This window comes from Pseudomonas sp. QC2, assembly GCF_002859085.1.
GTDB lineage: Bacteria > Pseudomonadota > Gammaproteobacteria > Pseudomonadales > Pseudomonadaceae > Aquipseudomonas > Aquipseudomonas petroselini.
Map to the genome: position 1 here is coordinate 210,943 of NZ_PKKS01000003.1, position 26,685 is coordinate 237,627.

Consider the following 26,685-nt stretch of genomic DNA (forward strand, 5'->3'; position numbering starts at 1 on the left):
ATGAGCAGTCTTCTGAAGCTGGAAAACATCTGTAAGCGTTACCCGGGCGTACAGGCCCTCAAGTCCATCAACCTGCAGGTCGAGCGCGGCGAGATCCATGCCTTGCTCGGGGAGAATGGCGCGGGCAAATCGACGCTGATGAAGATCCTCGGCGGCGTCGAGCATCAAGACGAAGGCCAGATCCTGATCGATGGCCAGGCGCAGCATTTCGCGACCTACCGTGATGCGATTGCTGCCGGTATCGGCATCGTGTTCCAGGAGTTCAGCCTGATTCCCTACCTCACGGCGGTGGAAAACATCTTCCTCGGCCATGAGCTGAGCAACCGCTTCGGCCTGCTGCGCAAACGCGACATGGTCGAGGCCAGCGAGGCGTTGTTCAAGCGCCTGGGCGTGACCCTCGACCTGCAATGCGCGGTCAAGCACCTGAGCGTGGCCGAACAGCAGTTCGTCGAAATCGCTAAGGCCCTGGCCCTGGATGCGCGTCTGTTGGTGCTGGATGAACCCACCGCCACCCTCACGCCCAGCGAGGCCGAGCTGCTGTTCGAGATCATGCGCGAACTCAAGCGCCAGGGCGTGGCGGTGATTTTCATCTCTCATCATCTGGAGGAGATTTTCCAGGTGTGTGACCGCATCAGCGTGCTGCGCGACGGCGGCAATGTGGGCGTCACCGATGTGGCTGACAGCGACATCGACCGGCTGGTCGAGATGATGGTCGGGCGCCGCCTGGAATGCAGTTTCCCGCCCAAGCCGAGCAGCGCACGCGGCCCGCTGTTGTTGGAGGTCAAGGACATCCAATTGGTGCGCAACGGCCCCCACAACAGCTTCCAGCTGCACAAGGGCGAGATCCTCGGCTTTGCCGGCTTGGTCGGGTCCGGTCGCACCGAACTGGCGTTGGGCATGATGGGCGCGCTGCCGTCGGTGAGCAAAGACGTGTGGTTGCGCGGTAAAAAAATCACCCTCGACGACCCGGCCCAGGCGCTGGCCCACGGCATCGGCCTACTGCCGGAAAGCCGCAAGAGCGAAGGGCTGATCACCGATTTCAGCATCCGCGAAAACATCTCCCTGAATAACCTGCCCAAGTACCAGAACGCCTCGGGCCTGATCGACAAAAGTCGTGAATGCGCCAGCGTTGAAAGCCTGATGAAGCAACTGTCGATCAAAGCCCCGAGCAGCGAAAGCCGGGTGTTCAACCTCAGCGGCGGCAACCAGCAAAAGGTCGTGATCGCACGCTGGATCAACCACCACTGCGACGTGCTGGTGTTCGACGAACCCACCCGTGGCATCGACGTGGGCGCCAAGGCGCAGATCTACGCGCTGATGCGCAGCCTCACCGAACAGGGCTACGCAATCATCATGATTTCCTCCGAACTGCCCGAAGTCATCGGCATGTGCGACCGGGTCGCCGTGTTCCACAAGGGCGCCATCGTCAAGCTGCTGGAAGCGTCCGCCGTCAATCCTCAAGAGGTCATGCGCCATGCAACAGGGGGCTCAAGTGAATACGTCCATTAATACCGTCGACAGCAGCCGGCTGCGCCTCAACCTGGCGCGGCTGGTGCGCTCGCCGGCGTTTTACCCCTTTGTCGGGTTGGTGGTGGTCACCGTGGTGATGATCCTCGCCAGCGACACCTTCCTCACCGCCAGCAACCTGTCGAACATCGCCCGCCAAGTGTCGATCAACGCGATTATCGCGGTGGGCATGACCTGCGTGATCCTTACGGGCGGCATCGACTTGTCGGTGGGGCCGGTGATGGCGTTGTCCGGCACGCTCACGGCCGGCTTGATGGTCGCGGGCCTGCCGCCCGGCCTGGCGATTGGCGCCGGGATGCTGATCGGCGTGGCCTTCGGCATCGGCAATGGCCTCTTCGTCGCTTACCTGCACATGCCGCCGATCATCGTCACCCTGGCGACCATGGGCATCGCCCGTGGCCTGGGCCTGATGTACACCGACGGCTACCCGATTTCCGGGTTACCGGACTGGTTTGCGTTTTTCGGCCGCGAAAGCCTGTTCGGCATCCAGGTGCCGATCCTGATCATGCTGCTCACCTACCTGGCCGCCTATGTGCTGCTGCAACACACGCGCATCGGTCGCTACATCTACGCCATCGGCGGCAATGAAGAAGCGGTGCGCTTGTCCGGCGTGCGCGCCGCGCGCTTCAAGCTTCTGGTGTACGGCATCAGTGGCCTGACGGCGGCGATTGCCGGGCTGGTATTGACCTCACGCCTGATGAGCGGCCAGCCGAATGCCGGCGTGTCGTTCGAGCTGGATGCGATTGCCGCCGTGGTACTCGGCGGCGCGTCGATTGCCGGCGGGCGCGGCGTGATCGTCGGCACCTTGCTCGGCGCCATGCTGCTCGGCGTATTGAACAACGGACTGAACATGCTCGGCGTTTCGCCCTACGTCCAGAGCGTGATCAAGGGCGGGATCATTTTGCTGGCGATTTTCATCAGCCGTCAGCGCCATAAATAAACTCAAGACAGGACCGAACACCATGGACAAGCACACCGAAATGCAAGCCGTCGTCTGCCACGGCCCTAAAGACTACCGCCTGGAACGCATCGGCAAACCCCAGGCGCGCGCCAATGAGCTGGTGATCCGCATCGCCGCCTGCGGCATCTGCGCCAGTGACTGCAAGTGCCACTCCGGCGCGGCGATGTTCTGGGGCGGCGACAACCCGTGGGTCAAGGCACCGGTGGTGCCGGGGCATGAGTTTTTCGGCTATGTGGTGGAAGCGGGCGAGGGCGCCGAAGAGCACTTTGAAGTCGCGGTGGGCGACAAGGTGATCGCCGAGCAGATCGTGCCCTGCGGCAAGTGCCGCTTCTGCAAATCCGGCAAGTACTGGATGTGCGAGGTGCACAACATTTTCGGCTTCCAGCGTGAAGTGGCCGAAGGCGGCATGGCCCAGTACATGCGCATCCCCAAGACCGCCATCGTGCACAAGATTCCCGAGTCGGTGTCGCTGGAAGACTCGGCGCTGGTGGAGCCGATGGCGTGTTCGATCCACACCGTCAACCGTGGCGATGTCCAGCTCGACGACGTGGTGGTGATTGCCGGTGCCGGGACCCTCGGCCTGTGCATGGTCCAGGTCGCCGCGTTGAAGACCCCGAAGAAACTGGTGGTGATCGACATGGTCGACGAGCGCCTGGAACTGGCGAAGCACTTCGGCGCCGACGTGGTGATCAACCCGTCACGCGACAACGCCCGCGAGATTATCAACGGCCTCACCGATAACTATGGCTGCGACGTCTACATCGAAACCACCGGCGTACCGGCCGGCGTGACCCAAGGCCTGGACCTGATCCGCAAGCTCGGGCGTTTTGTCGAGTTCAGCGTGTTCGGTGCCGAGACCAGCGTCGACTGGTCGATCATCGGCGACCGCAAGGAGTTGGACGTGCGCGGCGCCCACCTCGGCCCGTATTGCTACCCGATCGCCATCGACCTGTTCGAACGCGGCCTGGTCACCTCCAAGGGCATCGTCACCCACGATTTCCCGCTGGATGACTACGCCGAAGCGTTTGAGCTGGCCAACTCGACCCAGTCAATCAAGGTACTGCTGAAGCCGGTGGTCTGAAGATGAACTACGTGATGGGTGTCGACATAGGGACCCAGAGCACCAAGGCGCTGCTGGTGGATGCTCAAGGTAAGATTATCGCGCAGCACAGCCAGGGGTATCGCGTGGATACCCCGAAAGTGCGCTGGGCCGAACAATGGCCGCAGGTCTGGCTCGATGCGGTCGAGACGTGCGTGGCGCAGTGCATGACCAAGGCCGGCGTGGCCAAGGAACACGTGAAAGCCCTGTGCATCAGCAGCCTGTACGGCGGCTCGGGGATTGCGGTGGATGCAGCGCTCACACCGTTGCACCCGTGCCTGATCTGGATGGACCGCCGCGCCGGTGAGCAGGTCGCCTGGGTGCGTGAGCACGTGGACCTGGAGCGGCTGTTCGCGGTGACCGGTAACTCGGTGGACAGCTACTACGGCTTCACCAAGATGCTCTGGCTCAAGCAGCACCAGCCGCAAGTGTGGGCCAAGACCCGTTATCTGCTGCCGCCCAACAGCTATATCAACGCGTGCCTCACCGGTGAGCTGGCGGTGGACCATAGCAGCGCCGGCAATATCGGCGGGGTGTATGACGTGGCGGCGCGCGGCTGGTCGGGCGAGATGCTCGACGCGCTGGGTATACCGCAAGCGATGATGCCGGAGCGCCTGGTGTATTCCGGTGAGGTGGTGGGCGGCCTGCTGGAGGAGTGGGCGGCGCGCCTGGGCCTGCAGACCGGCACGCCGATCCTGGCCGGGGGTGTCGACGCGGCCATGGCCACGTTGGCCGCAGGCGTTACGCAACCGGGCAACCATGTGGCGATGATCGGCACCAGCATGTGCTGGGGTTACCTGAACCAGCAGGTGGACGCGCACCATGGGTTGGTGAGCATGCCCCACGTCTACAACGGCCACCGCGACCTGTACATCTTCGGCGGTGCGATCACGGCGGGTGCGTCGGTGAGCTGGTTTCGCGAGCAATTCTGCCAGGCCGAGGAACAGCAAGCCAAGGCCACCGGCCAGGACAGCCTGGTACTGCTGGAACAGCGTGCGATGAACATCCCGGCGGGCAGCGAAGGTCTGTTGTTCCAGCCGTACCTGATGGGCGAACGCAGCCCGGTGTGGGATGACCGTGCCAGTGGCAGCTTTGTCGGCTTGAACCTCTACCACAGCCGCATTCACCTGTACCGCGCGGTGCTGGAGGGGGTGAGTTTCGCCCTGCGTCACAACATCGAAGCGGGCACGCGCGGCGCGCATTCGCTGGATTCACACTTGATTGTGGTGGGTGGGGCGAGCCATTCGGACCTGTGGATGCAGATCATCGCGGACGTTACGCGCTACCCGGTCTACACCATCGTGCAAGAGGTGGAAGCGGCATTGGGCGCGGCGTTGCTGGCGGCGCATACGGTGGGGTTGGTGAGTGATGAGGAGATGGACAAGGGGTGGGTGCAGCTGGCGTTGCGGGCTGAGCCAAATGCGGAAAATGTCGAGGCGTATGAGCGGGCGTTTGCCGAGTACCTGAAACTGTATCCGGCGCTGAAACCGATCATGCATAACCTGCAAACCAACTGATTCAACACAGTCCAAATGTGGGAGCTGGCTTGCCTGCGATAGCGGTGTATCAGTCGCAAATGTACTAGCTGAACCACCGCCATCGCAGGCAAGCCAGCTCCCACATTGGATCTTCATTGTTTTTGAGATCTCTATTCATGAACGCAGCCTTCAACTTCACCCACCACCGCATCCTCGTCACCGGCGCCAGCAGCGGCATCGGCCGGGAAATCGCCCTGCAACTGATCGCCAGCGGTGCTGAAGTCTTCGCCCTCGGTCGCGACGCGCAGGCCCTGGCTCAACTCGGCTGCCACGCCTTGTGCCTGGATATCGCCGACAGCACCGCCCTCGACAATGCGCTGCAAGCCCTTCCGCCGCTGCACGGCCTGGTCAACTGCGCCGGTATCTCGCGCCTGGAGCCCGCCGCCGCGATCAGCGCCGACGCCTTCGACCAGGTGATGCAGGTCAATGCTCGCGCCGCCGCCCAGGTCGGCAGCCGCGTGGCGGCGAAAATGATCGAGGCGAACATTGCCGGCAGCATCGTCAATGTCTCCAGCCAGGCCTCATTGGTAGCCCTGGACGATCACCTCGGCTACTGCGCTTCCAAGGCGGCGCTGGATGCGATCACCCGCGTGCAATGCGCCGAGTGGGGCCGCTTCGGCATTCGCGTTAATAGCGTCAACCCCACCGTCACGCTCACGCCGATGGCGGCCATGGCGTGGTCCGACCCGTCCAAGCGTGATCCCGCGCTGGCGGCCATTCCACTGGGGCGTTTTGCTGAAACCGTAGAAGTGGCTTTGCCGGTGCTGTTCCTGCTGAGCAGCGCCGCGAGCATGATCAGCGGCGTCAGCCTGCCCATCGACGGCGGCTACACCAGCCGCTAGCCGTTTTCCAGTTGGCCGGCGATCACCACCTTGTCCCGTGGTTTGTACGGGTCCTCCAGGCGGTCGAGCAGCAGGCGGACCGCGCTGCTGCCGGCCAGGGACGCATCGTGGGCTACACACGCGATGGGCACGCCGAAGATATCGGCGAAGGGCAGGCGGTCGATGCCGCAGATGGTCAGGCTGTCGTGGGGAATGTTGTGCATGCGCAGCGCGCGCAGGGCGCCGAGGGTGATCAACTGGTTGAAGCCCATGATCGCGTCCGGCGCCGAGTGTTCGGCCAGGTAGTCGAGGGTGTGCAGGTAGGAGGGCATCAGCGTGTAGTCGCCGGCCTGGACTTCGACGTGCACCTGCGGGTGTTCGGCCAGCACTTCGCGCAGGCCCTTGAGGCGCTCAACGGTGATGCGTGAATGCTCGGGGCCGGTCAGCACCAGCAGGCGCTTGAGGTCGGGCGTCTGGCGCAACAGATAATGCGCGGCCTGGATGCCGCTGTGGTAGTTGTCGAGCACCACGCGGCTGAACGGGCTGTCATGGATCGTGCGGTCGAGCAGCACCACCGGCGTCTTGCCGTTGCCCAGGCGCTCGAGATAGTCGGGCTGGTAGCTCGGCTCATCCGAGACCGGCGACAGGATGATCCCGGCCACGCGGTAGCCCAGCAGCGTATCCACAGCTTTGCTTTCCAGCTCTTCGAGCTCATCGGTGTCCACCAGCATGATGGTGTAGCCGTGTTGTTTGGCCTCGCGGGAAATCGCCTTGATCATTTCGCTGTAGAACGGGTTGTCCACCGAGGCGGTAATCACGCCGATGATCAGGCTTTCACTGCGCTTGAGGCCACGGGCGAAGGCGTTGGGCACGTAGTCCAGCTCCCGCGCCACTTCGAGGATGCGCGCCAGGGTGGCCGGCTTGACCAGGTCGGGTTTGCTCAGCGCGCGGGACACCGTGATGGTGGTCATGCCGACTTGTTTGGCGATGTCGCTGATGGTGACGGACTTTTTCTTGTTCATCGGTAAGGCTGCGAAAGGAAACACCCGCAGGCTAGCATGCGCGCAGGCGGAGGGTGATTCAAATCAGCGGGTCCCAGCGCTGCGACCAGTCACTTTCAGCCTTGACCACTTCGCGCAGCAACCCCAGTGCCTGTTGCAACACCGCCGAATCCCGCGCCCGTGAATACACCAGGAACGTGGGGAAGCTGAACTCCGGCGCCTTGGGCACACGTTGCATCACGCCGCTGTCCAGGTAGCTTTGCACCACGCGCGTGCGGAAATACCCGGCGCCGCCGTTTTCGAGGATGTACTGCAACGCCAGCGGGCCGAGGTTGAAACTCAGCGCGGCACGCGCCTTGTCGGGCAGGGCGGCGTCATGCTGCTGGCGAAAGCCTGGGCCCCAGTCGATATACACGTAGGGGGCCGGGTTGCTCACCAGTTGCACCAGGATCAGTTTTTCTTCCAGCACTTGCTCCACCTGCAAGCCCGGCCAGTATTGCGGCTGGAACACCAGCGCGGCGTCGAGTACGCCGAGTTCCAGTTGGCGCAGCAGGTATTCGCCTTCACGGATTTCGGTGCGCAGGGCGTGGCCGGGGATGTGCTGGCGCAGGGCCTGGGCCCAGCCGAGCATCAATGGGTTGCACAGGCTGACCTCACCGCCGATGTGCAGCACATTGCGATAGCCATCCGGCAGCGGCAGGTCGCGGCGCGCAGCTTCCCAGGTTTGCAGCAATTGGTTGGCGTATACCACGAAGGCTTCGCCGTCGGCGGTCAGGCGTGCGCCGGCGCGGTTGCGGATGAACAGCGTGCTGCCGAGCTGGCTTTCCAGGTTTTTCACCCGCGCGGTGATGGCGGTCTGGGTAACGTGCAGTTTCTCGGCTGCGGCGGCCAGGCTGCCGCAGCGGGAGATTTCGAGGAAGGTGCGTGCCAGTTCGATGTCCATGAAGCCCCCGGGGATGAATGGGGGACAGTGTAATGGAATGCGGTTGAAACTGTGGGAGGGGGCTTGCTCCCGTTGACGGCCTGACAGCTGGCCTGGATGTTGGATCAGACTGGGTACATATCCGTTATTTGGGTAACGGCTGGTATGGGTTCCGCCCTTACGGCGGGTCACTTTGGAAAAGAGCCCCAAAGTAACCAAAAGGCTCTTGCCCCAACACTCGGCACCTCGCCTAGGCTCGGTGTGCCCTCACTCCGGCTTGAATCCGTGGGCCGCCGTCATGGGCCATCCTTGGCCCAGGACGGCTAACCCGGCGTCCTGCCGGGTTACCCACGGATTCAAGCCTGCGTTCGGCCAGCGTGTTTGATGGGGCGCCTAAGATCAAGATCAAAAGCCAGAGCACAGCGGCCTGACAGCCGGCTTGAGTGGTGTAGAGCAAAGGCAAACGCGGCGGCCTTAAAGCCGACCGGAGTTGCGTCTGTCGATCGCGGTCCAAATGTGGGAGGGGGCTTGCTCCCGATGGCGGTGGGTCAGTTACAGATGTATTAACTGACACACTGCTATTGGGAGCAAGCCCCCTCCCACATTGGGTTCTACCGTGTTCTGGTGATTGGGGCTTGCAAGTGCTCGGTGGGGAATGCCTTTGCATACACCTGGCACACCCTCAGCACCTGTTCATCGGCAAACCGCGCGCCCACTACATGCAGGCCCACCGGCAAGCCATTCGCCGCCAATCCACACGGCACCGAGGCCGCGGGCTGTTGGGTCAGGTTGAAGGGGTAGGTGAACGGCGTCCACTGTGTCCATTCCTGCAAGCCGGAACCCGGTGGCACGTCATGCCCGGCCTCGAACGCGGTGATCGGCATCATCGGTGACACCAGTACATCGTAGTACTCATGGAACGCGGCCATGCGTGCCACCAGTGCGGCGCGGGCTTCGAGGGCTGAGTTGAAGTCATTCAGGCTCAGCCGCTCGCCGCGTTGGGCGATGCGCAGCAGGCCAGGGTCCAGCAGTTGTTTTTGCGCTTCGCTCATGGGCCCGGTCAGGCGGGCCGCGCCGGCTGCCCATAAGGTGCTGAACACCTCCAGGGGGTCGCTGAAGCCCGGGTCGATTTGCTCGACATGCGCGCCCAGCTGCTCCAGGCCTCGAACCGCTTGGGCGACCACCTTGGCCACCTGCGGGTCGACATCCACGTAACCGAAGTTGGGACTGTAGGCCACGCGCAACCCTTTCAAATCCGCTGCGCCCGACAACCACGGTGTGGTCCGTGGCGCACCGATCAAGCCATCCCGCGTGTCCGGCTGGGCGATGGTTTGCAGCATCAACACGCTGTCTTCCACCGTGCGGGTCATCGGCCCCAGGTGCGAGAGGAGGGTCATGGCGCTGGCCGGCCATTGCGGCACATAACCGAAGGTCGGCTTGATCCCGAAGGTGCCGGTAAACGCACAGGGAATCCGGATCGAACCGCCCGCATCGCTGCCCTGGTGCAACACGCCGAGGTTCAAGGCGGCCGCTGCCCCTGCGCCGCCGGAGGATCCGCCCGCCGTGGTGCATGTGTCCCAGGGGTTGCGGGTGATGCCGTACAGCGGGTTGTCGGTAACGCCTTTCCAGCCGAATTCCGGTGTGGTGGTCTTGCCCAGCAGCACCGCGCCGGCCTTGCGCATAAAGGCGGTGAAGGGCGCGTCGATGTCCCATGGGCCCTCGGCGGATGTGGTGCGCGAGCCCTTGCGGGTGGGCATGCCGACGGTCAGCGTCAGGTCTTTGATCGACGCCGGCACACCGTCCAGCGCGCCGCAGGGTTGGCCGTTGAGCCAGCGTTGCTCCGAGGCGCGCGCGGCCTTCAGCGCGCCTTCCGGGTCCACGTGGCAGTAGGCGTTCACCACCGGGTTATAGCGTTCGATACGCAGCAAGGCGTCTTCGGTGACGTCCACCGGCGACAAGGTCTTGTTGCGAAAATGCTGCAGCAGTTGCACTGCCGTCAGTTGCCCGATCTCGCTCATGCGATTTCCCCCTGGGCGGCATTGACCATGGCCCGCAGCAATACCGCGCAGCCCGCCGCCAGGTCGTCCGGCGCGGCGTTTTCGATTTCGTTATGGCTGATGCCGCCTTCGCACGGCACGAAGATCATCCCGGCGGGGCCCAGTTCGGCGACGAAAATCGCGTCGTGCCCGGCACCGCTGACGATGTCCATATGGCTCAAGCCCAAGGCCTCGGCGCCTTCACGCACGGCGTTGACGCAGACCGGGGCGAAGTCCAGGGGTGGGAAGTCGGCGGTGGGGGTCAATTCAAACGCCAACCCGTGCCGGGTGGCAGTGGCTTCGATCACGCCGCGCACTTCATCGACCATGGCTTGCAGCGTGTCCGCATGCAGGTGACGCAGGTCGAGGGTCATGTGCACCTGACCGGGAATCACGTTGCGTGAGCCGGGGTGCAGGCTCAGGCAACCGACCGTGCCACACGCGTGGGGTTGTTGTTGATGGGCGATGCGGTTGACCGCGCTGACCACCTCGGCGGCGCCGACCAGGGCGTCCTTGCGCAGGTGCATCGGCGTCGGGCCGGCGTGGGCTTCGACGCCGGTGAAGGTCAGGTCGAACCACTTCTGGCCCAGGCAACCCATCACCACGCCAATCGTCGTGGCCTGGTCTTCCAGAACGGGACCCTGTTCGATATGCGCTTCGAAATACGCACCCACCGGGTGGCCGAGGGCTGCGCGGGAGCCGGCATACCCGATGCGTTGCAGTTCGGCGCCCACCGACAGGCCCTGGTCATCGACTTTGTCGAGGGTGTCCTGCAAGTCGAACTTACCGGCAAACACCCCGGAGCCCATCATGCAGGGCGGAAAACGCGAGCCCTCTTCGTTGGTCCACACCACCACTTCAATCGGCGCTTCGGTCTCGATGTTCAGGTCATTCAGGGTGCGGATCACTTCCAGCCCGGCCATCACTCCGTAGCAACCGTCGAACTTACCGCCGGTGGGCTGGGTGTCGATATGGCTGCCGGTCATCACCGGGGGCAGGGCGGGGTTGCGCCCGGCACGGCGCGCAAAGATATTGCCGATGGCGTCGACACTGACGCTGCAGCCGGCGGCCTCGCACCATTGCACAAACAGGTCGCGGGCCTGGCGGTCGAGGTCGGTCAGCGCCAGGCGACACACGCCGCCCTTGGCGGTGGCGCCGAGTCGGGCCAGGTCCATCAGCGATTGCCACAAGCGGTCGCGGTTGATCAGCGGGGCGTTGCTCTTGAGCGGTTGCGCGAAACTATTCATCTGCAATCTCCGGTCAGGCACTCAGGGCCAGATAGCGGTTTTTGATGGTTGGGTCGGCGCGGAAAGCTTCGGCGCTGCCTTCGTACACCACGCGGCCTTGTTCGAGCACGTAGTGGCGGTCGGCGAGCTTGTCGCAGACCATCAGGTTCTGTTCCACCAGCAGCACGGGCAGGCCGTCGTCCTTGACCTTGCGCAGGATCTTCACCAGTTCGTCGACGATCACCGGGGCCAAGCCCTCAGTGGGCTCATCGAGGATCAGCAGCTTGGGGTCGTTGAGCAGGGCGCGGGCGATGGCGAGCATCTGTTGCTCGCCGCCGGACAGCGCGTGGCCGGCGTTTTTGCGCCGCTCCTTGAGGCGCGGGAACATCGTGTAGACGTCTTCAAGCTGCCAGCGGCTGGTTTTGCGCGCGGCGATGCGCAGGTTTTCCTCGACGGTGAGCAGGCGGAAAATGCCGCGATTCTCCGGCACCAATGCCAGGCCCTGGCGGGCGATTTCGAAGATCTTCTGGCCCACCAGCGCCTGGCCGTTGAAGTGGATCTGGCCCTGGCGCGGGCAGATGATGCCGAGGATGCTGCGCAGGGTGGTGGTCTTACCGGCGCCGTTACGGCCGAGCAGCGTGACCAGTTCGCCGGGGTTGACGGTCAGCGACACGCCTTCCAGCACGTGGCTTTTGTCGTAGTAGGAATGGATATTCTCGACGATCAGCATCAGGCAGCCTCCCCAAGGTATGCAGTGCGCACACGTTCATCGGCGCGCACGAATTCCGGCGTGCCTTCCACCAGGATCTGCCCGTGGCTCATCACCGTGATGCGTTGGCTGATGGACATGACAATGCTCATGTTGTGTTCGATCAGCAGCACCGTGTGGTCGCGGCCGAGGTCGCTGATCAGCTGGGTCATGATCGGGATGTCGTCGATGCCCATGCCCGAGGTGGGCTCGTCGAGCATCAACAGTTTCGGTTTGGAGCAGATCGACATGCCCACCTCCAGCACCCGTTGCTGGCCGTGGGACAACTCGCCGGCCAGCGTGTCGGCGCGGGCGCTGAGTTGCAGGCGCTCCAGCACTTGGTCGGCCATCTCCAGGTGTTCGCGCTTGCTGTCCACGCGGCGCCAGAAATTCAGTGCGCGGGCACCGTCACGGCCTTGGGCGGCGAGGCGCAGGTTCTCGCGCACGCTGAGGTTCTGGAACAGGCTGGTGAGTTGGAACGAGCGCGCCATGCCCAGGCCGACACGGCCGTGGGCCGGCTTGCGCATCAGGTTCTTGCCGTCGAAATGAATCGCCCCAGCGGTGGCCTGGCGCTCGCCGGTGAGGCAGTGGAACAGGCTGGTCTTGCCGGCGCCGTTGGGGCCGATGATGGTGTGGATGGTGCCGGCCTCGACTTTGAGGTTGACGCCATTCACCGCGTGGAACGCGCCATAGGCCAGTTCCAGGTCTTTGGTTTCCAGCAGGATGCTCATAGCCCTTCCTCCTTGGCGACGACGGCGGGTTTGCGGCTGCCGCGCACCTTCTCGAACAGCGACGCCAGGCCGCCCCACAAACCACCGCGCATGAAGATCACCACCAGGATCAGGATCACTCCCAGCAGCATCAGCCAGCGTGGCCACAGGTCGGAGAGGAAATCGCCGAGCAACACGATGGAACCAGCGCCCAGCAGCGAGCCGAACAGCGAGCCGGTGCCGCCGACGATGGTCATGATCAGGATGTTCTCGGACATCGCCAGGTCGATATTCGACAGCGGCACAAAGTGCAGCAGCATCGCGTACAACGCACCAGCGATGCCGGTGACGGCGCCGGACAATACAAACACCAGGATCTTGAAGTGGCGTGTGTCGTAGCCGATGGCCGAAGCGCGGGTTTCGTTTTCGCGGATCGCCATCAAGGTGCTGCCGAACGGCGAGGCGATGACTCGGCGGGCGCCGATGAAGATCAGCAGGAACAACACCGCGACAAAACCGTAGAAGGCGCGGGCGTCGGCCAGGGACAGCAGCACCGTGTCGCCCAGGCGAATCTCCGGGCGCGGCACGCTGAGCAGGCCGTTGTCGCCGCCGGTCCAGTCGCTGAGGGTGTAGGCGACGAAGTAGGCCATCTGGCTGAACGCCAGGGTCAACATCACGAAGTAGATGCCGGTGCGGCGGATCGCCAGAGCGCCGACCAGCAAGGCCAGGAAACCACCCGCGATGGCGGCGCCGAGCAACGCGGTGAACAGGCCCAGTTGCAGGTGGATCATCAGCAACGCCGCGCAGTAAGCGCCGGCCCCGAAGAAGATACCTTGGCCGAACGACAGCAGCCCGGTGTAGCCCAGCAACAGGTTGCAGGCCAGGGCCGCCATGGCAAAGATCAGGATCTCGGTGGCCAGGGTCGCCGAGGGCAGTATCAACGGCAGGCCGATCAGCACCGCCAGCACCCACAGCAACATCGCGCGCGATTGCGTCTTGGCAAACGGCAGGGGATTTTTCTCGCTCATGTCAGGCTCTCCCAAACAGGCCGTAAGGACGTACCAGAATCACCACGGCCATGGCGCCATAGATCATCAGGCTCGCCCCCTGGGGCCAGAGTGTGGTCATCAGGCTTTGCACCACGCCCACCAGCAAACCGCCGACCAGCGCACCGCTGAACGAGCCCATGCCGCCGATTACCACCACCACGAAGGCCACGCCGAGAATCTCCGGGCCGACAAACGGCTGGGCGCCGCGCAACGGTGCAAACAGCACGCCCGCGACGCCGGCCAGGGCCACGCCGAGGGCGAAGGTCATGGAGAACAGGCGGAAAATATTGGTGCCCAGCAGCGACACGGTCTCGGTGCTTTCACTGCCGGCCCGCACCAGGGCGCCGAAGCGCGTGCGTTCCAGCAGCAACCACAGGCCCAGGCCGACCAGCCCGGAGAACACGATGAGGAACAGGCGGTAGTAGGGGTAGACGAAGTCACCCACCACCAGCACGCCGCGCAGCAGTTCCGGCACGGCCACGCTCTTGCCCACTGGGCCCCAGATCATCACGCTGGCTTCCTGGATGATCAGCGCGATGCCGAGGGTCACCAGGATCTGGAACATGTGCGGCAAGTGATAGATCCGCTGGATCAATAATCGCTCGATGACCCAGGCCAACGCAGCCACCACCAGCGGCGCGATCAGCAGCGCCAGCCAGAAGTTGCCGGTGAGGCTCACGGCGGTGTAGCAGATGTAGGCGCCGAGCAAAAAGAACGCGCCGTGGGCGAAGTTGACGAAGTTGAGCAGGCCGAAAATGATCGTCAGCCCGACCGCGATCAGAAAGTAGATCATCCCCAGCCCAAGGCCGTTGAGGATCTGGAACAGGTAAAGATTAAGCATGCAGGAACCCTCTGCAGGACGCCGCTCGCGCGGCCCTGCGCTACCTATTTCAGGGGATCAGCCGAGTGTGCAGCCCGTGGCTTCCACTGGCGGGAACGACTGGCCGGCGCTGAGCACCTTGGCCAGGTCATCCTTGTCGGCCATCTCGCTGCTGGCCTTGCCGATCAGCAGGTAGTAATCCTTGATCACCTGGTGGTCGCCGGCGCGGATCGATTCCTTGCCGGTAGGGCCTTCGAAACTCAGGCCCTGCATGGCCTTGGCCACGGTCGGCCCGTCGAAGCTGCCGGTGGCAATGATGGTGTCGAGCATGACCTTGGTGCTGATGTAATCGGCGGCCAGCGGGTAGGTCGGGTTGATGCCGTATTTGGCCTGGGTGAGCTTGACCAGCTCACGGTTGAGCGGGGTGTCGACCTGGTGCCAGTACTGCGCGCCGAGGTACACGCCCGCGAGAATGTCGCTGCCCAGTTCCTGGAACTGGTCGAGGCCGGCGGACCACACCAGCAGCACCTTCATGCGCTCCTTGATGCCGAAGTTGACCGCCTGGCGCAGGGTGTTGGACGACTGGCTGCCGAAGTTGAGCAGCACCAGCACATCGGGCTTGGCGGCGATGGCGTTGGTCAGGTAGCCGGAGAATTCCTGTTCCTGCAACGAGTGGTAGCTGTTGCCGATGTGTTCCAGGCCGTTGTCCTTGAGCACGGTTTTCGCACCTTCCAACAGCGCTTCGCCGAACACGTATTGCGGGGTGATGGTGTACCAGCGCTTGGCGTCCGGCAGCAACTTGATCAGCGGCACCAGGGTTTCGCGGATCGCGCCGTAGGTGGGCACCGACCAGCGGAAGGTCGCGGGGTTGCAGTCCTTGCCGGTGACTTCATCGGCGCCCACCGGGGTCATGAACACGCCACCGACCTTGTCCACTTCCTTGGCCACCGCCAATGCCGACGACGACAAGGTGCAGCCCTGGAAGAACCGCGCGCCGTCCTGCTGGATAGCCTCCTGCACCTTGCGCACGGCCTTGCCGGCGTTGCCTTCGGTGTCGATGACCTTGTAGTTCAGCGGGCGGCCGAGCAGTTCGGGGTGTTGCTCCACCGCCAGGCGCGAACCCATGTCGGCAAACTTGCCATAGCTGGCAAAGGCGCCGGACATGGACTTGAGGCCGTAAAAGGTAAAGGGCTCGGCGGCGAATGCCGACCGTATGCTCAGCGGTAGGCTGAGGGCGGCGGCTGCGGTGAGGCTGGCTTTCAACAACGTACGACGCTGCATGGGGGTGACTCCCTGGTTTAGTTATTGGCAGGAGTGGCAATGGCGATACGATGGAGCAAGGGCCTGTGGGCAGGCCTGTTATTGAATTGGGTGAAACGGTCTGAGGGTTGGAACCCGGTCAACTGTGGGAGCTGGCTTGCCTGCGATGGCATCGACTCGGTGTAACGGGAATACCGAGGTGCCTGCATCGCAGGCAAGCCAGCTCCCACATTGATTGGGTTTCCACCTCCAGGTTTGGGGCGTCTTCAGGGGCGGTGATCGAACTCCAATAGAAAATGCGGGCTGACTTCACCTTCCAGCGCGGTCATGTGGTGCTCGGCATCGCACATGTGTTCGTGCATCAGGCTGCGCACGGCGCTTTCATCCCCGGCCCGAAAGGCGATCAGCAACTGCTTGTGATAGTCCAGGTTGGCGGCATCGAACTGCTTGCGCTTGGGCTTGTATGCTTTTTTCAGCACCACCAGGTCGCGCAACAGGTCGTTGAGGAACTGCGCCATGAAACTCAGCAGCGGGTTGGGGCAGGCCTTGGCCAGCAGGTTATGGAACTCCAGCTCCGCCAGGCGTTGTTCGCGTTGGCCGGCTTCGCTGTCTTCCGGCGCGCTGCAAAAATCCACGTTGTCTTGCAGGGCCTGGTAGTCGTCTTCGCTGAGGCGCCCGAGCACCGACACCGCCAGTTCCACTTCGATGACTTTGCGCAGTTGGTACACCTGCTCGCCGTCCAGATGCTGGAAGTGCAGGTAGTTGCGCAAGGCGCGGCTGGCCGGCTCGGTGCCGGCCTGGTTCAGGTAGGCACCGCCGCTGGGGCCCGTGCGCGTGCTCACCAGGCCTTCTACTTCCAGCGCCTTGAGCGCTTCGCGGGCCGAGCCCTTGGAGCATTGGAAGCTTTCCATCAGCTCGCGTTCGGTGGGCAAGCGGTCGCCGGGCTTCAAGGCGTCGGTGACGATGGACCGCTTGACCGACTCGACAATCACGTCGGACAGCTTCTGGCGTTTGCGTCGTAGCGGGCGGCTTAGCATGGGTTCGATTTATCGTATTAATGCGGATAAATAGCACTTAATAACGATCGAGGAGCAGCGTCAACGCCGGGTGTCGTTTTCGAGGGCAACAGGTCGCAAACGGCTCGCTACTGCGCGTTGACCGAATCCAGGCAGCGAGTGGACTGCGGTGGTTGCTTGCCGTAGACCAGGAAGTCGCCGACCCAGCGGTTGATACACCCGCTGGCGTCCTGCTTGGCGGGGTCTTTAAGGCGCAGTTGTTCGACCTGGGGCGCGGCCGTCTCGGCCTGTTGCGCATTGACCAGCACCATGCGCGCCACCCGCTCGGGGAACAGCGCGGCGTAACGGTTGCCCAGGCGGGCTGCATCGGCGTTGCCCAGGTAGAGCAGTTGGGCATCGCCGAGTTGGGTGCGCACGTACTCCAGGTCTTGAGCGGCCTGTTCGACGCCGTTTTCATTGCTGAGGTCGCGGGGGCTGAGTTCGATGACGTCGTAACGGTTGATCAGCGTGCGATAGGCCGGGTTGGCGTAGGTCCCCCAGAGACTCGTGAGGTGAATGACGAAGGTGCCGCCCTGATCACTGCGGGGCGCATCGCCGGCCAGCGCAAACAGCACGCCTTCACGGTTCAGCGGATCGCGTGCGCCGACGCGGGTGAGGTAAAGGCGCAGGTTGCCTTGCCGGGGGGACGCGTGGTTGCGCGGTACGGTCACGATGCCGCATTGGGTGCGTTGCATCACCTCGGGGTCCAGGCGTTCAACGGTGGGGAGCGGGCAGTCCAGCAGCCAGTCGATGGCGGTGGGAGGGATCAGCGGTTGAGCGTGGGCCAGGCCCGCTATCAGCCACAGGCAGGCGCACGTCAGGTGTTTTGCAGCAGTCATCGAGAGATCCCGGGCAACCGTGTGATAACGGCTTTTTTACCAAGGACCTTGGGTCGAGGAATGTAGGGTGAAAAGACGGAATGTGTACGAATTCGGAGTTTTGTTTATCGGATCTCCGTCTGCCAGCCGCCGCCCAGTGCTTTGTATAGCGCGATGCTGGCCTGCAGGCGCGCCAGCCGCAGTTGCACGTTCTGGTCCTGGGCCGCGTACAGGGTGCGCTGGGTTTCCAGGACCGTGAGCAAATCCTCGGCGCCTGCCTGGTAGCGGCTTTCAGCGATCTGGAACGCGCTCTGCGCCTGTTGCAGTTCTTCACTTTGCCATTGGCGCTGCTGGTCGAGGCGGGTGATGCTGCTGAGGGCTTTTTCCACGTCGGCAAAGCCGTTGATGATCGCGCCGCGATAGGTGTGCAGCAGTTCATCCTGGCGGGCGCGGGCCTTGTCGCGTTCAGCGCTTAAACGGCCGTTGTTGAAGATCGGGCCGACCAGGCCGGCGGTCAGCGTGTAGTAGGGGCTGCGCAGGATATCCATGGCCTTGTAGGCATCCGAGCCCAGGGTTGCGCCGAGGGTGACGGCGGGCAGCATGGCGGCGCGGGCCACGGTGACGTCGGCTTGCGCCGCGGCCAATTGCGCCTCGGCCTTGGCGATATCGGGCCGGCGGCTGAGCAATTGGCTGGGCATGCCGGCACCGATGGTTGGCCAGGTCAGCGCCTGGAAGGGCTCGGCCCGCAGATTCAGGGCCTGCACCGGCTGGCCGAGCAGGGCGGCGAGGGTGATGCGGGATTCTTCGGCCAGTTGCTGTATCAGGGGCAACTGGCGTTGCTGGCTGGCTACCAGGCTTTTTTGCTGGGCCAGTTCGAGGGCGGTGGCGGAGCCGGCATCGTAGCGGGTCTGCACCAGGTCGAGCACGTTGCGGGCGTTGGCCAGGTTAAGCGCGGCGATTTGCTCGCGCTGGTGGGCGGCGAGGGTCTGGGCGTAGCGGTCGGCCACGCTGCTGAGCAGGGTCAGTTCCACGGTAGCCTGGTCAAACTCGCTGGCGCGCAGGCTGTGCAGGGCGCTGTCACGGGCGGCGGCGCGGCCACCCCAGAAGTCCACTTCGTAACTGGCCGTGAGGTTGGCGCCGAAGTTGTCGACGGCGTCATCGCTTTGTGACACGTCCAGGTCCGGCCCGCCCTGGCCACGCAGCAATTTCTGATGGCTGGTGGCGAGGTTGAACTTCACCTCCGGCAACAACGGTGCCCCGGCGATCACTGCACTGGCCTGGGCCTGGCGCACGCGGGCCGTGGCGGCGGCCACGTTAAAACTGTCACGGCGGGCTTGCTCGACCAGACGGTTCAACTGCGCACTGCCGAACTGTGTCCACCAGTGCTGGTTGGTGGCCTGCGCCGCGTCACGCTCGGCATATTGCCAGCTGGCGGGCGCAGCGATGCCGCTGTCGAGGGCGGGAGGGTGGCCGGCGCAGGCGCTGAGTAACACGCACAGGCCGGGCATGCACAGGGATCGTTTATTCACTGGTCAACGCCTTAACCGGATCGAGCCGGGCAGCTTTACGGGCCGGCATGAAGCCGAATACGACACCGGTGACCAGCGCGCAACCAAATGCGCCCATTACGGCCACCAGGGAAAACTGCACCGCCACCTTGGCCAGCACCAGCACGCCACCCACCAGCAGCGCCAGGGCAATGCCGCACAGGCCGCCGACGACCGAGAGCATCACCGCTTCGGTGAGGAACTGGCGCAGGATGTCGCGCTGGCGTGCGCCGGTGGCCATGCGGATGCCGATTTCGCGGGTCCGCTCGCGCACGGTCATCAGCATGATATTCATTACGCCAATGCCGCCCACCAGCAGGGAAATCGCGGCAATCGAACCGAGCATCAGCGACAGGGTGTTCTGCGTGCGCGCCTCGGCCTGGATCATGGCGGCGTTGTTGGTCAGCTCGTAATCGCGCTTACCGTTGTGCAGCGTTTGCATCAACTGGTCGATCGCCAACTCGGCCTCGCGCACCTTGCGCGCATCGGCCGCGGCGATCACCACGTACTCGGGGTTGTAGCTGCCGAACAGGCGCACGCTGGCGGCGGTGTAAGGGATGGCGATACGGTCGTCACTGTCCTTGTTACCGGAGCTGGCGCCTTTTTCCGCGAGCACGCCGATGACCTGGAACGGCACGTTCTCAATCAGGATGTACTGGCCGATGGGGTCGACCTCGCCCTTGAACAGCTTTTCACGCACGCGATGACCGATCACCGCCACGGTGGCAGCGGCACGCTCGTCGGCGGCCGTGAAGTAATTGCCCTCGACCACCGGCCAATTGAAAATCGCCGGGAAGTTGGTGTCGTTGCCACCCACATAGGCCATGTAATCGACGTTGCCGAAACGCACGCCGGCTTCGCTGCCGTTGACCGGCATGATGCGTTGCACCTGGGGCAAGGCCGCCAGTGCATGGACATCGTTGAGGGTCACGATCCCCAGCGGCGTACGCGGGTTAGGCGACGACCCGCTGAGGTAGATAATGTTGGAGCCGAACGCGCCCATCTGCGCCATGACCTGGCGCTTGCTGCCTTCACCCACCGCCAGCATCACCACCACCGACGCCACGCCGATGATGATGCCCAACAGGGTCAGCGCGGTGCGGAATCGGTTGATCCACATCACCCGCCAGGCGGCCTGCACCGCGTCCACCAGTTCGGCTTTCCACGCGCCATTGTGTTCGGCGCCGTCGGCCAGGCGTTGGCGCAGGTCCACGGCTTGCAGGGCGCCCGTTGAGGCGCCTGGGACTGCGTCGCTGTCCTGGGCCGAGTCACTGATGATCAAGCCATCGCGAATCTCGATGATGCGGTTGGCCCGCGCCGCGACTTCGCGGTCGTGGGTGATCAGGATCACCACGTGGCCCTGGCTGGCCAGTTCGTCGAGCAGGGTCATGACCTCGGCGCCGCTGTGGCTGTCGAGGGCGCCGGTAGGTTCGTCGGCGAGGATGATGTGCCCGCCGTTCATCAACGCACGGGCGATGGACACCCGTTGTTGCTGGCCACCGGAGAGCTGATGCGGGCGGTTGCCGGTGCGCTCGGCCAGGCCCAGGCGGGTGAGCAGGGCGCTGGCGCGGGCATGGCGCTCGGCGGCGCTGATACCGGCGTAGATCGCCGGCATCTCGACGTTTTCCTGGGCTGAACCCGAGGGAATCAAGTGGTAGCCCTGGAACACAAAACCAAAGGCTTCGCGGCGCAGCCAGGCGAGTTCGTCACTGTCCAGGTGCGCGACGTTCTCGCCGGCGAACAGGTAGTCGCCGACGCTGGGACGGTCGAGGCAGCCGAGGATATTCATCAACGTGGACTTGCCGGAGCCGGAGGCGCCGACGATGGCGACGAATTCCCCGGCATGGATCGACAGGTCGATGCCGCGCAACACGTCGACCTGCGGGCTGTCGCCGCCGCCGTAGGATTTGCGGATGTTCTTGAGTTCGATCAGGGGCGTGCTCACCTCAACCCCCATTGCCGTCGGCCGGACCGATCAGCAGGCGGTCGCCTTCGTTCAGGCCGTCGAGCACCTGTACGCGCAGGCGGTCGCTGATGCCCAGCCGCACGTGGCGCTCCTCGATACGACCGTTGTCGGTCACGACCCGGGCGATCTGCCTGTCGGCACTGGACGTGCCTTGCAGTGCGGCGACCGGTGCGGTGAGGGCATCCTTGACTTGGCCGGCGACGAAAAACACCTGGGTGGTCATTTCGGCCATCAACGCGTTGTCGCTGTTGTCCACGTCCAGCAGCACGGTGTACAGCACCACGCGGCCGCTGCCGCTTTTACTCGAGCTGTTGGGGCTGCCGCTGCCCTGGGTTTCATTCAATGGCTTGGGCGGGATCGGCAGGATTTGCCGCACCGTGCTGCTCCAGCGCCGGTTGCCGCCGCTGAGGGTGGTGAAATACGCGGTCATGCCAGGTTTGACGTGGCCGATATCGGCTTCCGAGACTTCCGCCCACACGGTCATCGGCGACAATTTGGCGATGCGCAGGATCAGCGGCGTCTGCTGCTGGGCGTTGAGGGTCTGGCCGACCCGCGCGTCCACCGCCACCACCGTGCCGGTCATCGGCGCGTAGATGCGCGTGTAGCCCAACTCGGCCTCATCGCTGCGCAGGCTGGCCTGGGCTTGCAGGATCTGCGCCTGGAACATGTCGACTCGGGCCTGGGTGGCGCTCAATTCAGCCTTGGCGGTTTGCACATCTTCTTCACGGGTGGCGTTGCCGGCAGCCAGGCGTTGCTGGCGCTGGTACTTCTGGCGTGCCAGTTCATGCTGGGCCTTTTGTTCCTGCAGCTGGGCCTTGAGGTTTTCGATGGCGTAGCGGCTGGCGTCGAGCTTGGCTTTTTGCGTGGACGGGTCGATCTCCACCAGCAATTGGCCTTCCTGGACGTGGTCGCCGGCCTCGACGTGGATCTTGCGGATCTGCCCCGATGCCTGGGCGCCCACGTCCACGTAGCGGCGAGGTTGCAGGGTGCCCAGGGCAGTCACGCTGTTTTCGATATTGCCGCGGGTGACGGCGACGGTGGTGAGGGCGTCACGCCCGGGCGGCAGCACCTGCCAGGCGGCGACGGCGATGATGGGGATCAGGCACGCGATAGCGAGCAAGGCGCGTCGGGCAGGTCGAGGGCGTTTCATGCTTGGGTTTCCAGCCAGGAAAGTTCGGACCGCAGTTGCGGGGAGCTGACAAGTAAACGAGAGAAAGGCGCGGGGATTTAGGCGGTTACACAAGCAGTTACATCAGCCCTCGAAGAAAAAAAACCTCCGTTGATGCAAGTCTGCTTTAAAAGTAGATGAGAATTACTATAAATTGCACACATCCAAACTGCCATTACGTAAACGCCGTCTTTTTTTGTACTCAGGGACCTAATGCCGCCACCCGGCGGTCGGGAGTCATGTTGGAAAACTACTATCGCGAGCTGGTGTGTTTCCTCAACGCCAAGCTGGGCAACCGTCAGGTGGCCGAGGATGTGGTGCATGACGCTTATGTCCGGGTGCTGGAACGTTCCAGCGACACGCCGATCGAACAACCCCGCGCCTTTTTGTACCGCACCGCGCTCAATCTGGTGATCGATGGCCACCGGCGCAACGCCTTGCGCCAGGTTGAGCCCTTGGATGTGCTGGACAGCGAAGAGCGTTTCGCCGCCTGTTCACCTCACACCACCCATGACCACAGCCAGCGCCTGGAACTGCTCGAGCGCGCCCTGGCCGAGCTGCCCCCTGCCTGTCGCGACAGCTTCCTGCTGCGCAAACTCGAGGGTTTGACCCATGTGCAAATTGCCGAACGTCTGTGCATTTCCCGCGCGCTGGTGGAAAAACACATCGTCAATGCCATGAAGCATTGCCGGGTGCGGATGCGCGAGTGGGAAGCCCACTGATCAATGATCAGTTAAATTTTATTTCATTGTCCTCGTTTCCTATCAACACATGACCTGTTGTGCAGGTCTTGAAGGTATTCCCGCCCCACCGCCAAGGGGCTTATCCAGAGGACACTGGAATGACACAGGCAATTGCTTCGCCCGCGGTTCACGACCTGATCGGTATCGGATTCGGCCCTTCGAACCTGGCGCTGGCCATCGCCCTGCAGGAGCGCGAAAAGGCCCAGGGCAAACTGGACGTGCTGTTTCTCGACAAACAGGCCGACTACCGCTGGCACGGCAATACCCTGGTGACCCAGAGCGAATTGCAGATTTCGTTCCTCAAGGACCTGGTGACCCTGCGCAACCCCACCAGCCCGTATTCGTTCGTTAATTACCTGAAAGCCCACGACCGCTTGGTGGACTTTATCAACCTCGGCACCTTTTACCCCTGCCGCATGGAGTACAACGACTACCTGCGCTGGGTCGCCGGGCAGTTCCAGGCCCAGGCGCGCTATGGCGAGGAAGTGCTGGCCATCGAGCCGATCCTGCATCAGCAGCAGGTCGAAGCCCTGCGCGTGATCTCCCGCGATGCCCTCGGCGAGCAGCATGTGCGCACCACCCGCTCGGTGGTGGTCAGCGCCGGCGGCACGCCGCGGATTCCCGAAGCGTTCAAGGCGCTCAAGGGTGACAGCCGGGTGTTCCACCACTCCCAGTACCTGGAGCGCATGGCCTCGCAGCCGTGTGTCGAGGGCAAGGCCATGCGCATCGCCATTATCGGCGGCGGCCAGAGTGCGGCCGAAGCCTTTATCGACCTGAACGACAGCTTCCCGTCGGTGCAGGTCGACATGATCCTGCGCGGCTCGGCACTCAAGCCCGCCGATGACAGCCCGTTCGTCAATGAAGTGTTTTCGCCGGCCTTTACCGACTTGGTGTTCCAGCAGGAGGGCGCCGAACGTGAACGCCTGGTGGCCGAGTACCAGAACACCAACTATTCGGTGGTCGACCTGGACCTGATCGAGCGCATCTACGGCATCTTCTACCGCCAGAAAGTCTCCGGCATCGCCCGCCAGGCGTTCCGCACCATGACCGTGGTCGAGAAGGCCACGCCAGGCCCGCTGGGCATTGAACTGGTGCTGCGCAACAACGCCAACGGGGAAACCAGCGTCAACCATTACGACGCGGTGATCCTGGCCACCGGCTACGAGCGCCAGACACACCGCGCCTTGTTGGCGCCGCTGGAAGGCTACCTGGGCGACTTTGACGTGGCGCGCGACTACCGCATCGTCACCGACGAGCGTTGCAACGCCGGCATCTACATCCAGGGTTTCAGCCAGGCCAGCCATGGGTTGAGCGACACCTTGCTGTCGGTGCTGCCGATTCGGGCGGATGAGATTGCGGCGTCGTTGTATGCGCTGGACCGTGGGCGCGGCAAGGGGCGGTCGGTGCAGGACTTGCTACTCGCTACCGCCAGCTGATCGTTGTGGCGAGGGAGCTTGCTCCCGCTCGACAGCGCAGCTGGAGCCGGCTTTTTTGGGGCCGCTCCGCAGCCCAGCGGGAGCAAGCTCCCTCGCCACAAACACACGGTCCTACAGACGGCACTGGCGTGATGGTTGAGCTACTGGTACTGTACAAAAAACCAGTATCGGTAGCCCTCCATGCAGTTGATCGAAAAACTCAGCATCCTCGCCGACGCCGCCAAGTACGACGCGTCCTGCGCCAGCAGTGGCGCGCCCAAGCGCAGCTCCGAGGGCAAGGCGGGGCTGGGTTCCACCGATGGCATGGGCATCTGTCACAGCTACACCCCCGACGGGCGTTGTGTGTCGTTGCTCAAGGTGTTGCTCACCAATTTCTGTCTCTATGACTGCCAGTACTGCGTCAACCGCCGCTCCAGCGACGTGCCCCGCGCGCGTTTCAGCCCGGAGGAGGTGGTCACCCTGACCCTGGATTTCTACCGGCGCAATTGCGTCAGCGGGCTGTTTCTCAGCTCCGGTATCATCCGTTCGTCCGACTACACCATGGAGCAATTGGTGCGCGTGGCCAAACTGCTGCGCGAAGAACACGATTTTCGCGGCTATATCCACCTCAAGACCATCCCCGATGCAGATCCGGCGCTCATCGCCGAAGCGGGGCGGTATGCCGATCGGTTGAGCGTGAACATCGAACTGCCCACCGAGGCCAGCCTGCACACCCTGGCGCCGGAAAAACAGATCGTTTCGATCAAGCAGGCCATGCAGACCATCTACACCGGCGAGCAGACCGTGCTCAACGAACCGCGCGCCCCGCGCTTTGCCCCGGCCGGGCAGAGCACGCAGATGATCGTGGGCGCCGACGACACCGACGACAGCACCATTCTTCACGGGGCCGAGGCGTTGTACGGCAACTTCAAATTGCGCCGTGTGTATTACTCGGCCTTCAGCCCCATCCCCAACAGCCCTAAAAGCGTGCCCCTGGCCGCGCCGCCGCTGATGCGTGAACACCGTTTGTACCAGGCTGACTTCCTGCTGCGCAGCTACGGTTTCAGTGCGAACGAATTATTCGAAGGCCCCGGCCACCTGGCCCTGGACATCGACCCCAAGCTGGCCTGGGCCCTGGATAACCGCGACGTGTTCCCCCTGGACCTGAACCGCGCCGAACCGACCTTGATTGCACGCATTCCGGGCATTGGCTTGCGTACCACCCAGCGCCTGGTGGACCTGCGTCGTGAACGCAAGATCCGCTTCGAAGACCTGGCGCGCATGCGCTGCGTGCTGGCGAAAGCCAAGCCGTTTTTCATCACCAGTGACTACCACCCGCAACAGGCCGACAGCACCAGCGTGTTGCTGCGCGAGCAATTGCGCGACCGCCCGCAACCGCAGCAAATGGGGTTGTGGGGATGATCAGCCTGGAATGCGACAACCTGTTCAGCACCTGGCGCGAACAGGCGCGCTGGCTGCTCAGCCATCAGGTCGACCCCAGCCAGGTGAGCTGGGGGGAGGCGGAGGTGGCGGACCTGTTTGCCACTGACCAGTCGATTCCCGAGGCACCGGGGCCTTTCCAGACGCGGGTGCCCAAGGCCCTGCTGCAGCTGCTGGAGTCGGCCGCTTGTTACCACGGCGACCAGCGCTGGAGCTTGTTATACGAAGTGTTGTGGCGAGTCAGCCACGGCGACCGCACCGCAATGCTGGCCGGGGACAAGCTGGGCAGCGAGTTGCAGCGGCGGATCAAGCAGGTCAGTCGCGAGGCGCACCACCTGCATGCATTTGTGCGGTTTATCGCGTTGCCGGCCGGGGCTGGGCCGGAATTGCCCGAGTACGTGGCCTGGCATGAACCGGCCCATGACATCCTGAAATCAGCCAGCCAGCACTTTATCGGGCGCATGGGTCGTCATCGCTGGATGATCGCCACGCCGTTGGATGGGGTTTACTACGATGGCGAACAGTTGATCCATCAGCGCGAGTGCCCCGAAGCGTGGCGGCAGCTGGCGCAGAATGTCGAGGATCCCCACAGTGCGATGTGGCTGACCTACTACAGCCATATCTTCAACCCGGCGCGGTTGAACCCCAAGGTCATGGAAGGGCATTTGCCGAGCCGGTTCTGGAAGAATCTGCCGGAGGGCAAGTTGATACCGGGGTTGATCAGTGAAGCGCGGACGGGGAAGCAGAAGGATGGGCAGGCCAGGCTGATTGGGGCCAGGCCCGGCAAGAAAATCTTAATCGGGCAAGGTTGAAAA

The 26,685-nt window shown here is 63.6% G+C and carries 23 protein-coding genes; 9 read left to right on the forward strand and 14 right to left on the reverse strand.

The window, feature by feature from the left end:
• The 5 genes from QCBJ_RS02480 to QCBJ_RS02500 all read left to right on the forward strand — a co-directional run bounded on the left by QCBJ_RS02480 (position 1) and on the right by QCBJ_RS02500 (position 5,967).
• Complete coding sequence (locus tag QCBJ_RS02480) at positions 1-1,509, forward strand: sugar ABC transporter ATP-binding protein (protein WP_102060071.1); 1,509 nt, start codon at positions 1-3, stop codon at positions 1,507-1,509.
• Positions 1,475-2,467 (forward strand): ABC transporter permease, encoded by a 993-nt coding sequence (locus QCBJ_RS02485; RefSeq protein WP_015884787.1) that lies wholly within the window; start codon positions 1,475-1,477, stop codon positions 2,465-2,467. The genes QCBJ_RS02480 and QCBJ_RS02485 overlap by 35 nt, the downstream gene beginning before the upstream one ends.
• A gap of 22 nt (positions 2,468-2,489) precedes the next feature.
• The gene (locus QCBJ_RS02490) at positions 2,490-3,569 is read left to right on the forward strand and encodes an alcohol dehydrogenase catalytic domain-containing protein (RefSeq protein WP_102060072.1); all 1,080 of its coding nucleotides are present in this window, start codon (positions 2,490-2,492) and stop codon (positions 3,567-3,569) included.
• 2 nt (positions 3,570-3,571) lie between these two features.
• Complete coding sequence (locus tag QCBJ_RS02495) at positions 3,572-5,104, forward strand: FGGY-family carbohydrate kinase (RefSeq protein WP_102060073.1); 1,533 nt, start codon at positions 3,572-3,574, stop codon at positions 5,102-5,104.
• Positions 5,105-5,241: 137 nt separating this feature from the next.
• On the forward strand, positions 5,242-5,967 hold the full coding sequence (locus tag QCBJ_RS02500; protein ID WP_102060074.1) for an SDR family oxidoreductase: 726 nt from the start codon (positions 5,242-5,244) through the stop codon (positions 5,965-5,967).
• On the opposite strand, the gene QCBJ_RS02505 is transcribed toward QCBJ_RS02500, so the two are convergent.
• The 14 genes from QCBJ_RS02505 to QCBJ_RS02580 all read right to left on the reverse strand — a co-directional run bounded on the left by QCBJ_RS02505 (position 5,964) and on the right by QCBJ_RS02580 (position 22,254).
• Positions 5,964-6,968, reverse strand: coding sequence for a LacI family DNA-binding transcriptional regulator (locus tag QCBJ_RS02505; RefSeq protein ID WP_015884783.1), 1,005 nt, complete (start codon positions 6,966-6,968; stop codon positions 5,964-5,966). The genes QCBJ_RS02500 and QCBJ_RS02505 overlap by 4 nt on opposite strands.
• A gap of 58 nt (positions 6,969-7,026) precedes the next feature.
• Positions 7,027-7,890: a LysR family transcriptional regulator gene (locus tag QCBJ_RS02510; protein WP_015884782.1), complete on the reverse strand. Its 864-nt coding sequence runs from the start codon at positions 7,888-7,890 to the stop codon at positions 7,027-7,029.
• Positions 7,891-8,480: 590 nt separating this feature from the next.
• Positions 8,481-9,887: an amidase gene (locus QCBJ_RS02520; protein ID WP_102060075.1), complete on the reverse strand. Its 1,407-nt coding sequence runs from the start codon at positions 9,885-9,887 to the stop codon at positions 8,481-8,483.
• A complete protein-coding gene (locus QCBJ_RS02525; RefSeq protein ID WP_102060076.1) occupies positions 9,884-11,152 on the reverse strand; it encodes a Zn-dependent hydrolase in 1,269 nt (422 codons plus the stop codon). Before QCBJ_RS02525 ends, QCBJ_RS02520 begins: the two co-directional genes overlap by 4 nt.
• A gap of 13 nt (positions 11,153-11,165) precedes the next feature.
• Positions 11,166-11,861, reverse strand: coding sequence for an ABC transporter ATP-binding protein (locus QCBJ_RS02530; RefSeq protein ID WP_015884779.1), 696 nt, complete (start codon positions 11,859-11,861; stop codon positions 11,166-11,168).
• The gene (locus tag QCBJ_RS02535) at positions 11,861-12,610 is read right to left on the reverse strand and encodes an ABC transporter ATP-binding protein (protein WP_015884778.1); all 750 of its coding nucleotides are present in this window, start codon (positions 12,608-12,610) and stop codon (positions 11,861-11,863) included. Before QCBJ_RS02535 ends, QCBJ_RS02530 begins: the two co-directional genes overlap by 1 nt.
• Positions 12,607-13,617, reverse strand: coding sequence for a branched-chain amino acid ABC transporter permease (locus tag QCBJ_RS02540; RefSeq protein WP_046036496.1), 1,011 nt, complete (start codon positions 13,615-13,617; stop codon positions 12,607-12,609). Before QCBJ_RS02540 ends, QCBJ_RS02535 begins: the two co-directional genes overlap by 4 nt.
• Position 13,618: 1 nt before the next feature.
• On the reverse strand, positions 13,619-14,479 hold the full coding sequence (locus QCBJ_RS02545; protein ID WP_015884776.1) for a branched-chain amino acid ABC transporter permease: 861 nt from the start codon (positions 14,477-14,479) through the stop codon (positions 13,619-13,621).
• A gap of 57 nt (positions 14,480-14,536) precedes the next feature.
• Entirely contained in the window at positions 14,537-15,739 is a 1,203-nt protein-coding gene (locus QCBJ_RS02550; protein WP_064055283.1) for an ABC transporter substrate-binding protein, read from the reverse strand.
• A gap of 245 nt (positions 15,740-15,984) precedes the next feature.
• Entirely contained in the window at positions 15,985-16,755 is a 771-nt protein-coding gene (locus QCBJ_RS02560) for a FadR/GntR family transcriptional regulator (protein ID WP_046036495.1), read from the reverse strand.
• A 107-nt stretch (positions 16,756-16,862) separates the two neighbouring features.
• Entirely contained in the window at positions 16,863-17,612 is a 750-nt protein-coding gene (locus QCBJ_RS02565) for an alpha/beta fold hydrolase (protein ID WP_102060077.1), read from the reverse strand.
• 104 nt (positions 17,613-17,716) lie between these two features.
• Positions 17,717-19,120, reverse strand: a complete 1,404-nt coding sequence (locus QCBJ_RS02570; protein ID WP_102060078.1) for an efflux transporter outer membrane subunit — start codon at positions 19,118-19,120, stop codon at positions 17,717-17,719.
• Positions 19,113-21,095 carry a MacB family efflux pump subunit gene (locus QCBJ_RS02575; protein WP_145994215.1) on the reverse strand — a complete coding sequence of 661 codons (1,983 nt, stop codon included), beginning with the start codon at positions 21,093-21,095 and terminating at the stop codon, positions 19,113-19,115. Before QCBJ_RS02575 ends, QCBJ_RS02570 begins: the two co-directional genes overlap by 8 nt.
• Positions 21,085-22,254 carry an efflux RND transporter periplasmic adaptor subunit gene (locus QCBJ_RS02580; protein WP_015884770.1) on the reverse strand — a complete coding sequence of 390 codons (1,170 nt, stop codon included), beginning with the start codon at positions 22,252-22,254 and terminating at the stop codon, positions 21,085-21,087. The genes QCBJ_RS02575 and QCBJ_RS02580 overlap by 11 nt, the downstream gene beginning before the upstream one ends.
• A gap of 257 nt (positions 22,255-22,511) precedes the next feature.
• Here QCBJ_RS02580 and QCBJ_RS02585 point away from each other — a divergent pair, with 257 nt between their 5' ends.
• From QCBJ_RS02585 to QCBJ_RS02600, 4 genes are all read left to right on the forward strand, one after another.
• Positions 22,512-22,994, forward strand: coding sequence for a sigma-70 family RNA polymerase sigma factor (locus tag QCBJ_RS02585; RefSeq protein ID WP_064055287.1), 483 nt, complete (start codon positions 22,512-22,514; stop codon positions 22,992-22,994).
• Between the two features lie 119 nt (positions 22,995-23,113).
• The gene (locus QCBJ_RS02590; protein ID WP_015884768.1) at positions 23,114-24,451 is read left to right on the forward strand and encodes a lysine N(6)-hydroxylase/L-ornithine N(5)-oxygenase family protein; all 1,338 of its coding nucleotides are present in this window, start codon (positions 23,114-23,116) and stop codon (positions 24,449-24,451) included.
• Between the two features lie 180 nt (positions 24,452-24,631).
• Positions 24,632-25,852, forward strand: coding sequence for a putative DNA modification/repair radical SAM protein (locus QCBJ_RS02595; protein ID WP_015884767.1), 1,221 nt, complete (start codon positions 24,632-24,634; stop codon positions 25,850-25,852).
• A complete protein-coding gene (locus tag QCBJ_RS02600) occupies positions 25,849-26,682 on the forward strand; it encodes a TIGR03915 family putative DNA repair protein (protein WP_046036492.1) in 834 nt (277 codons plus the stop codon). The genes QCBJ_RS02595 and QCBJ_RS02600 overlap by 4 nt, the downstream gene beginning before the upstream one ends.
• Positions 26,683-26,685 lie beyond the last annotated feature (3 nt).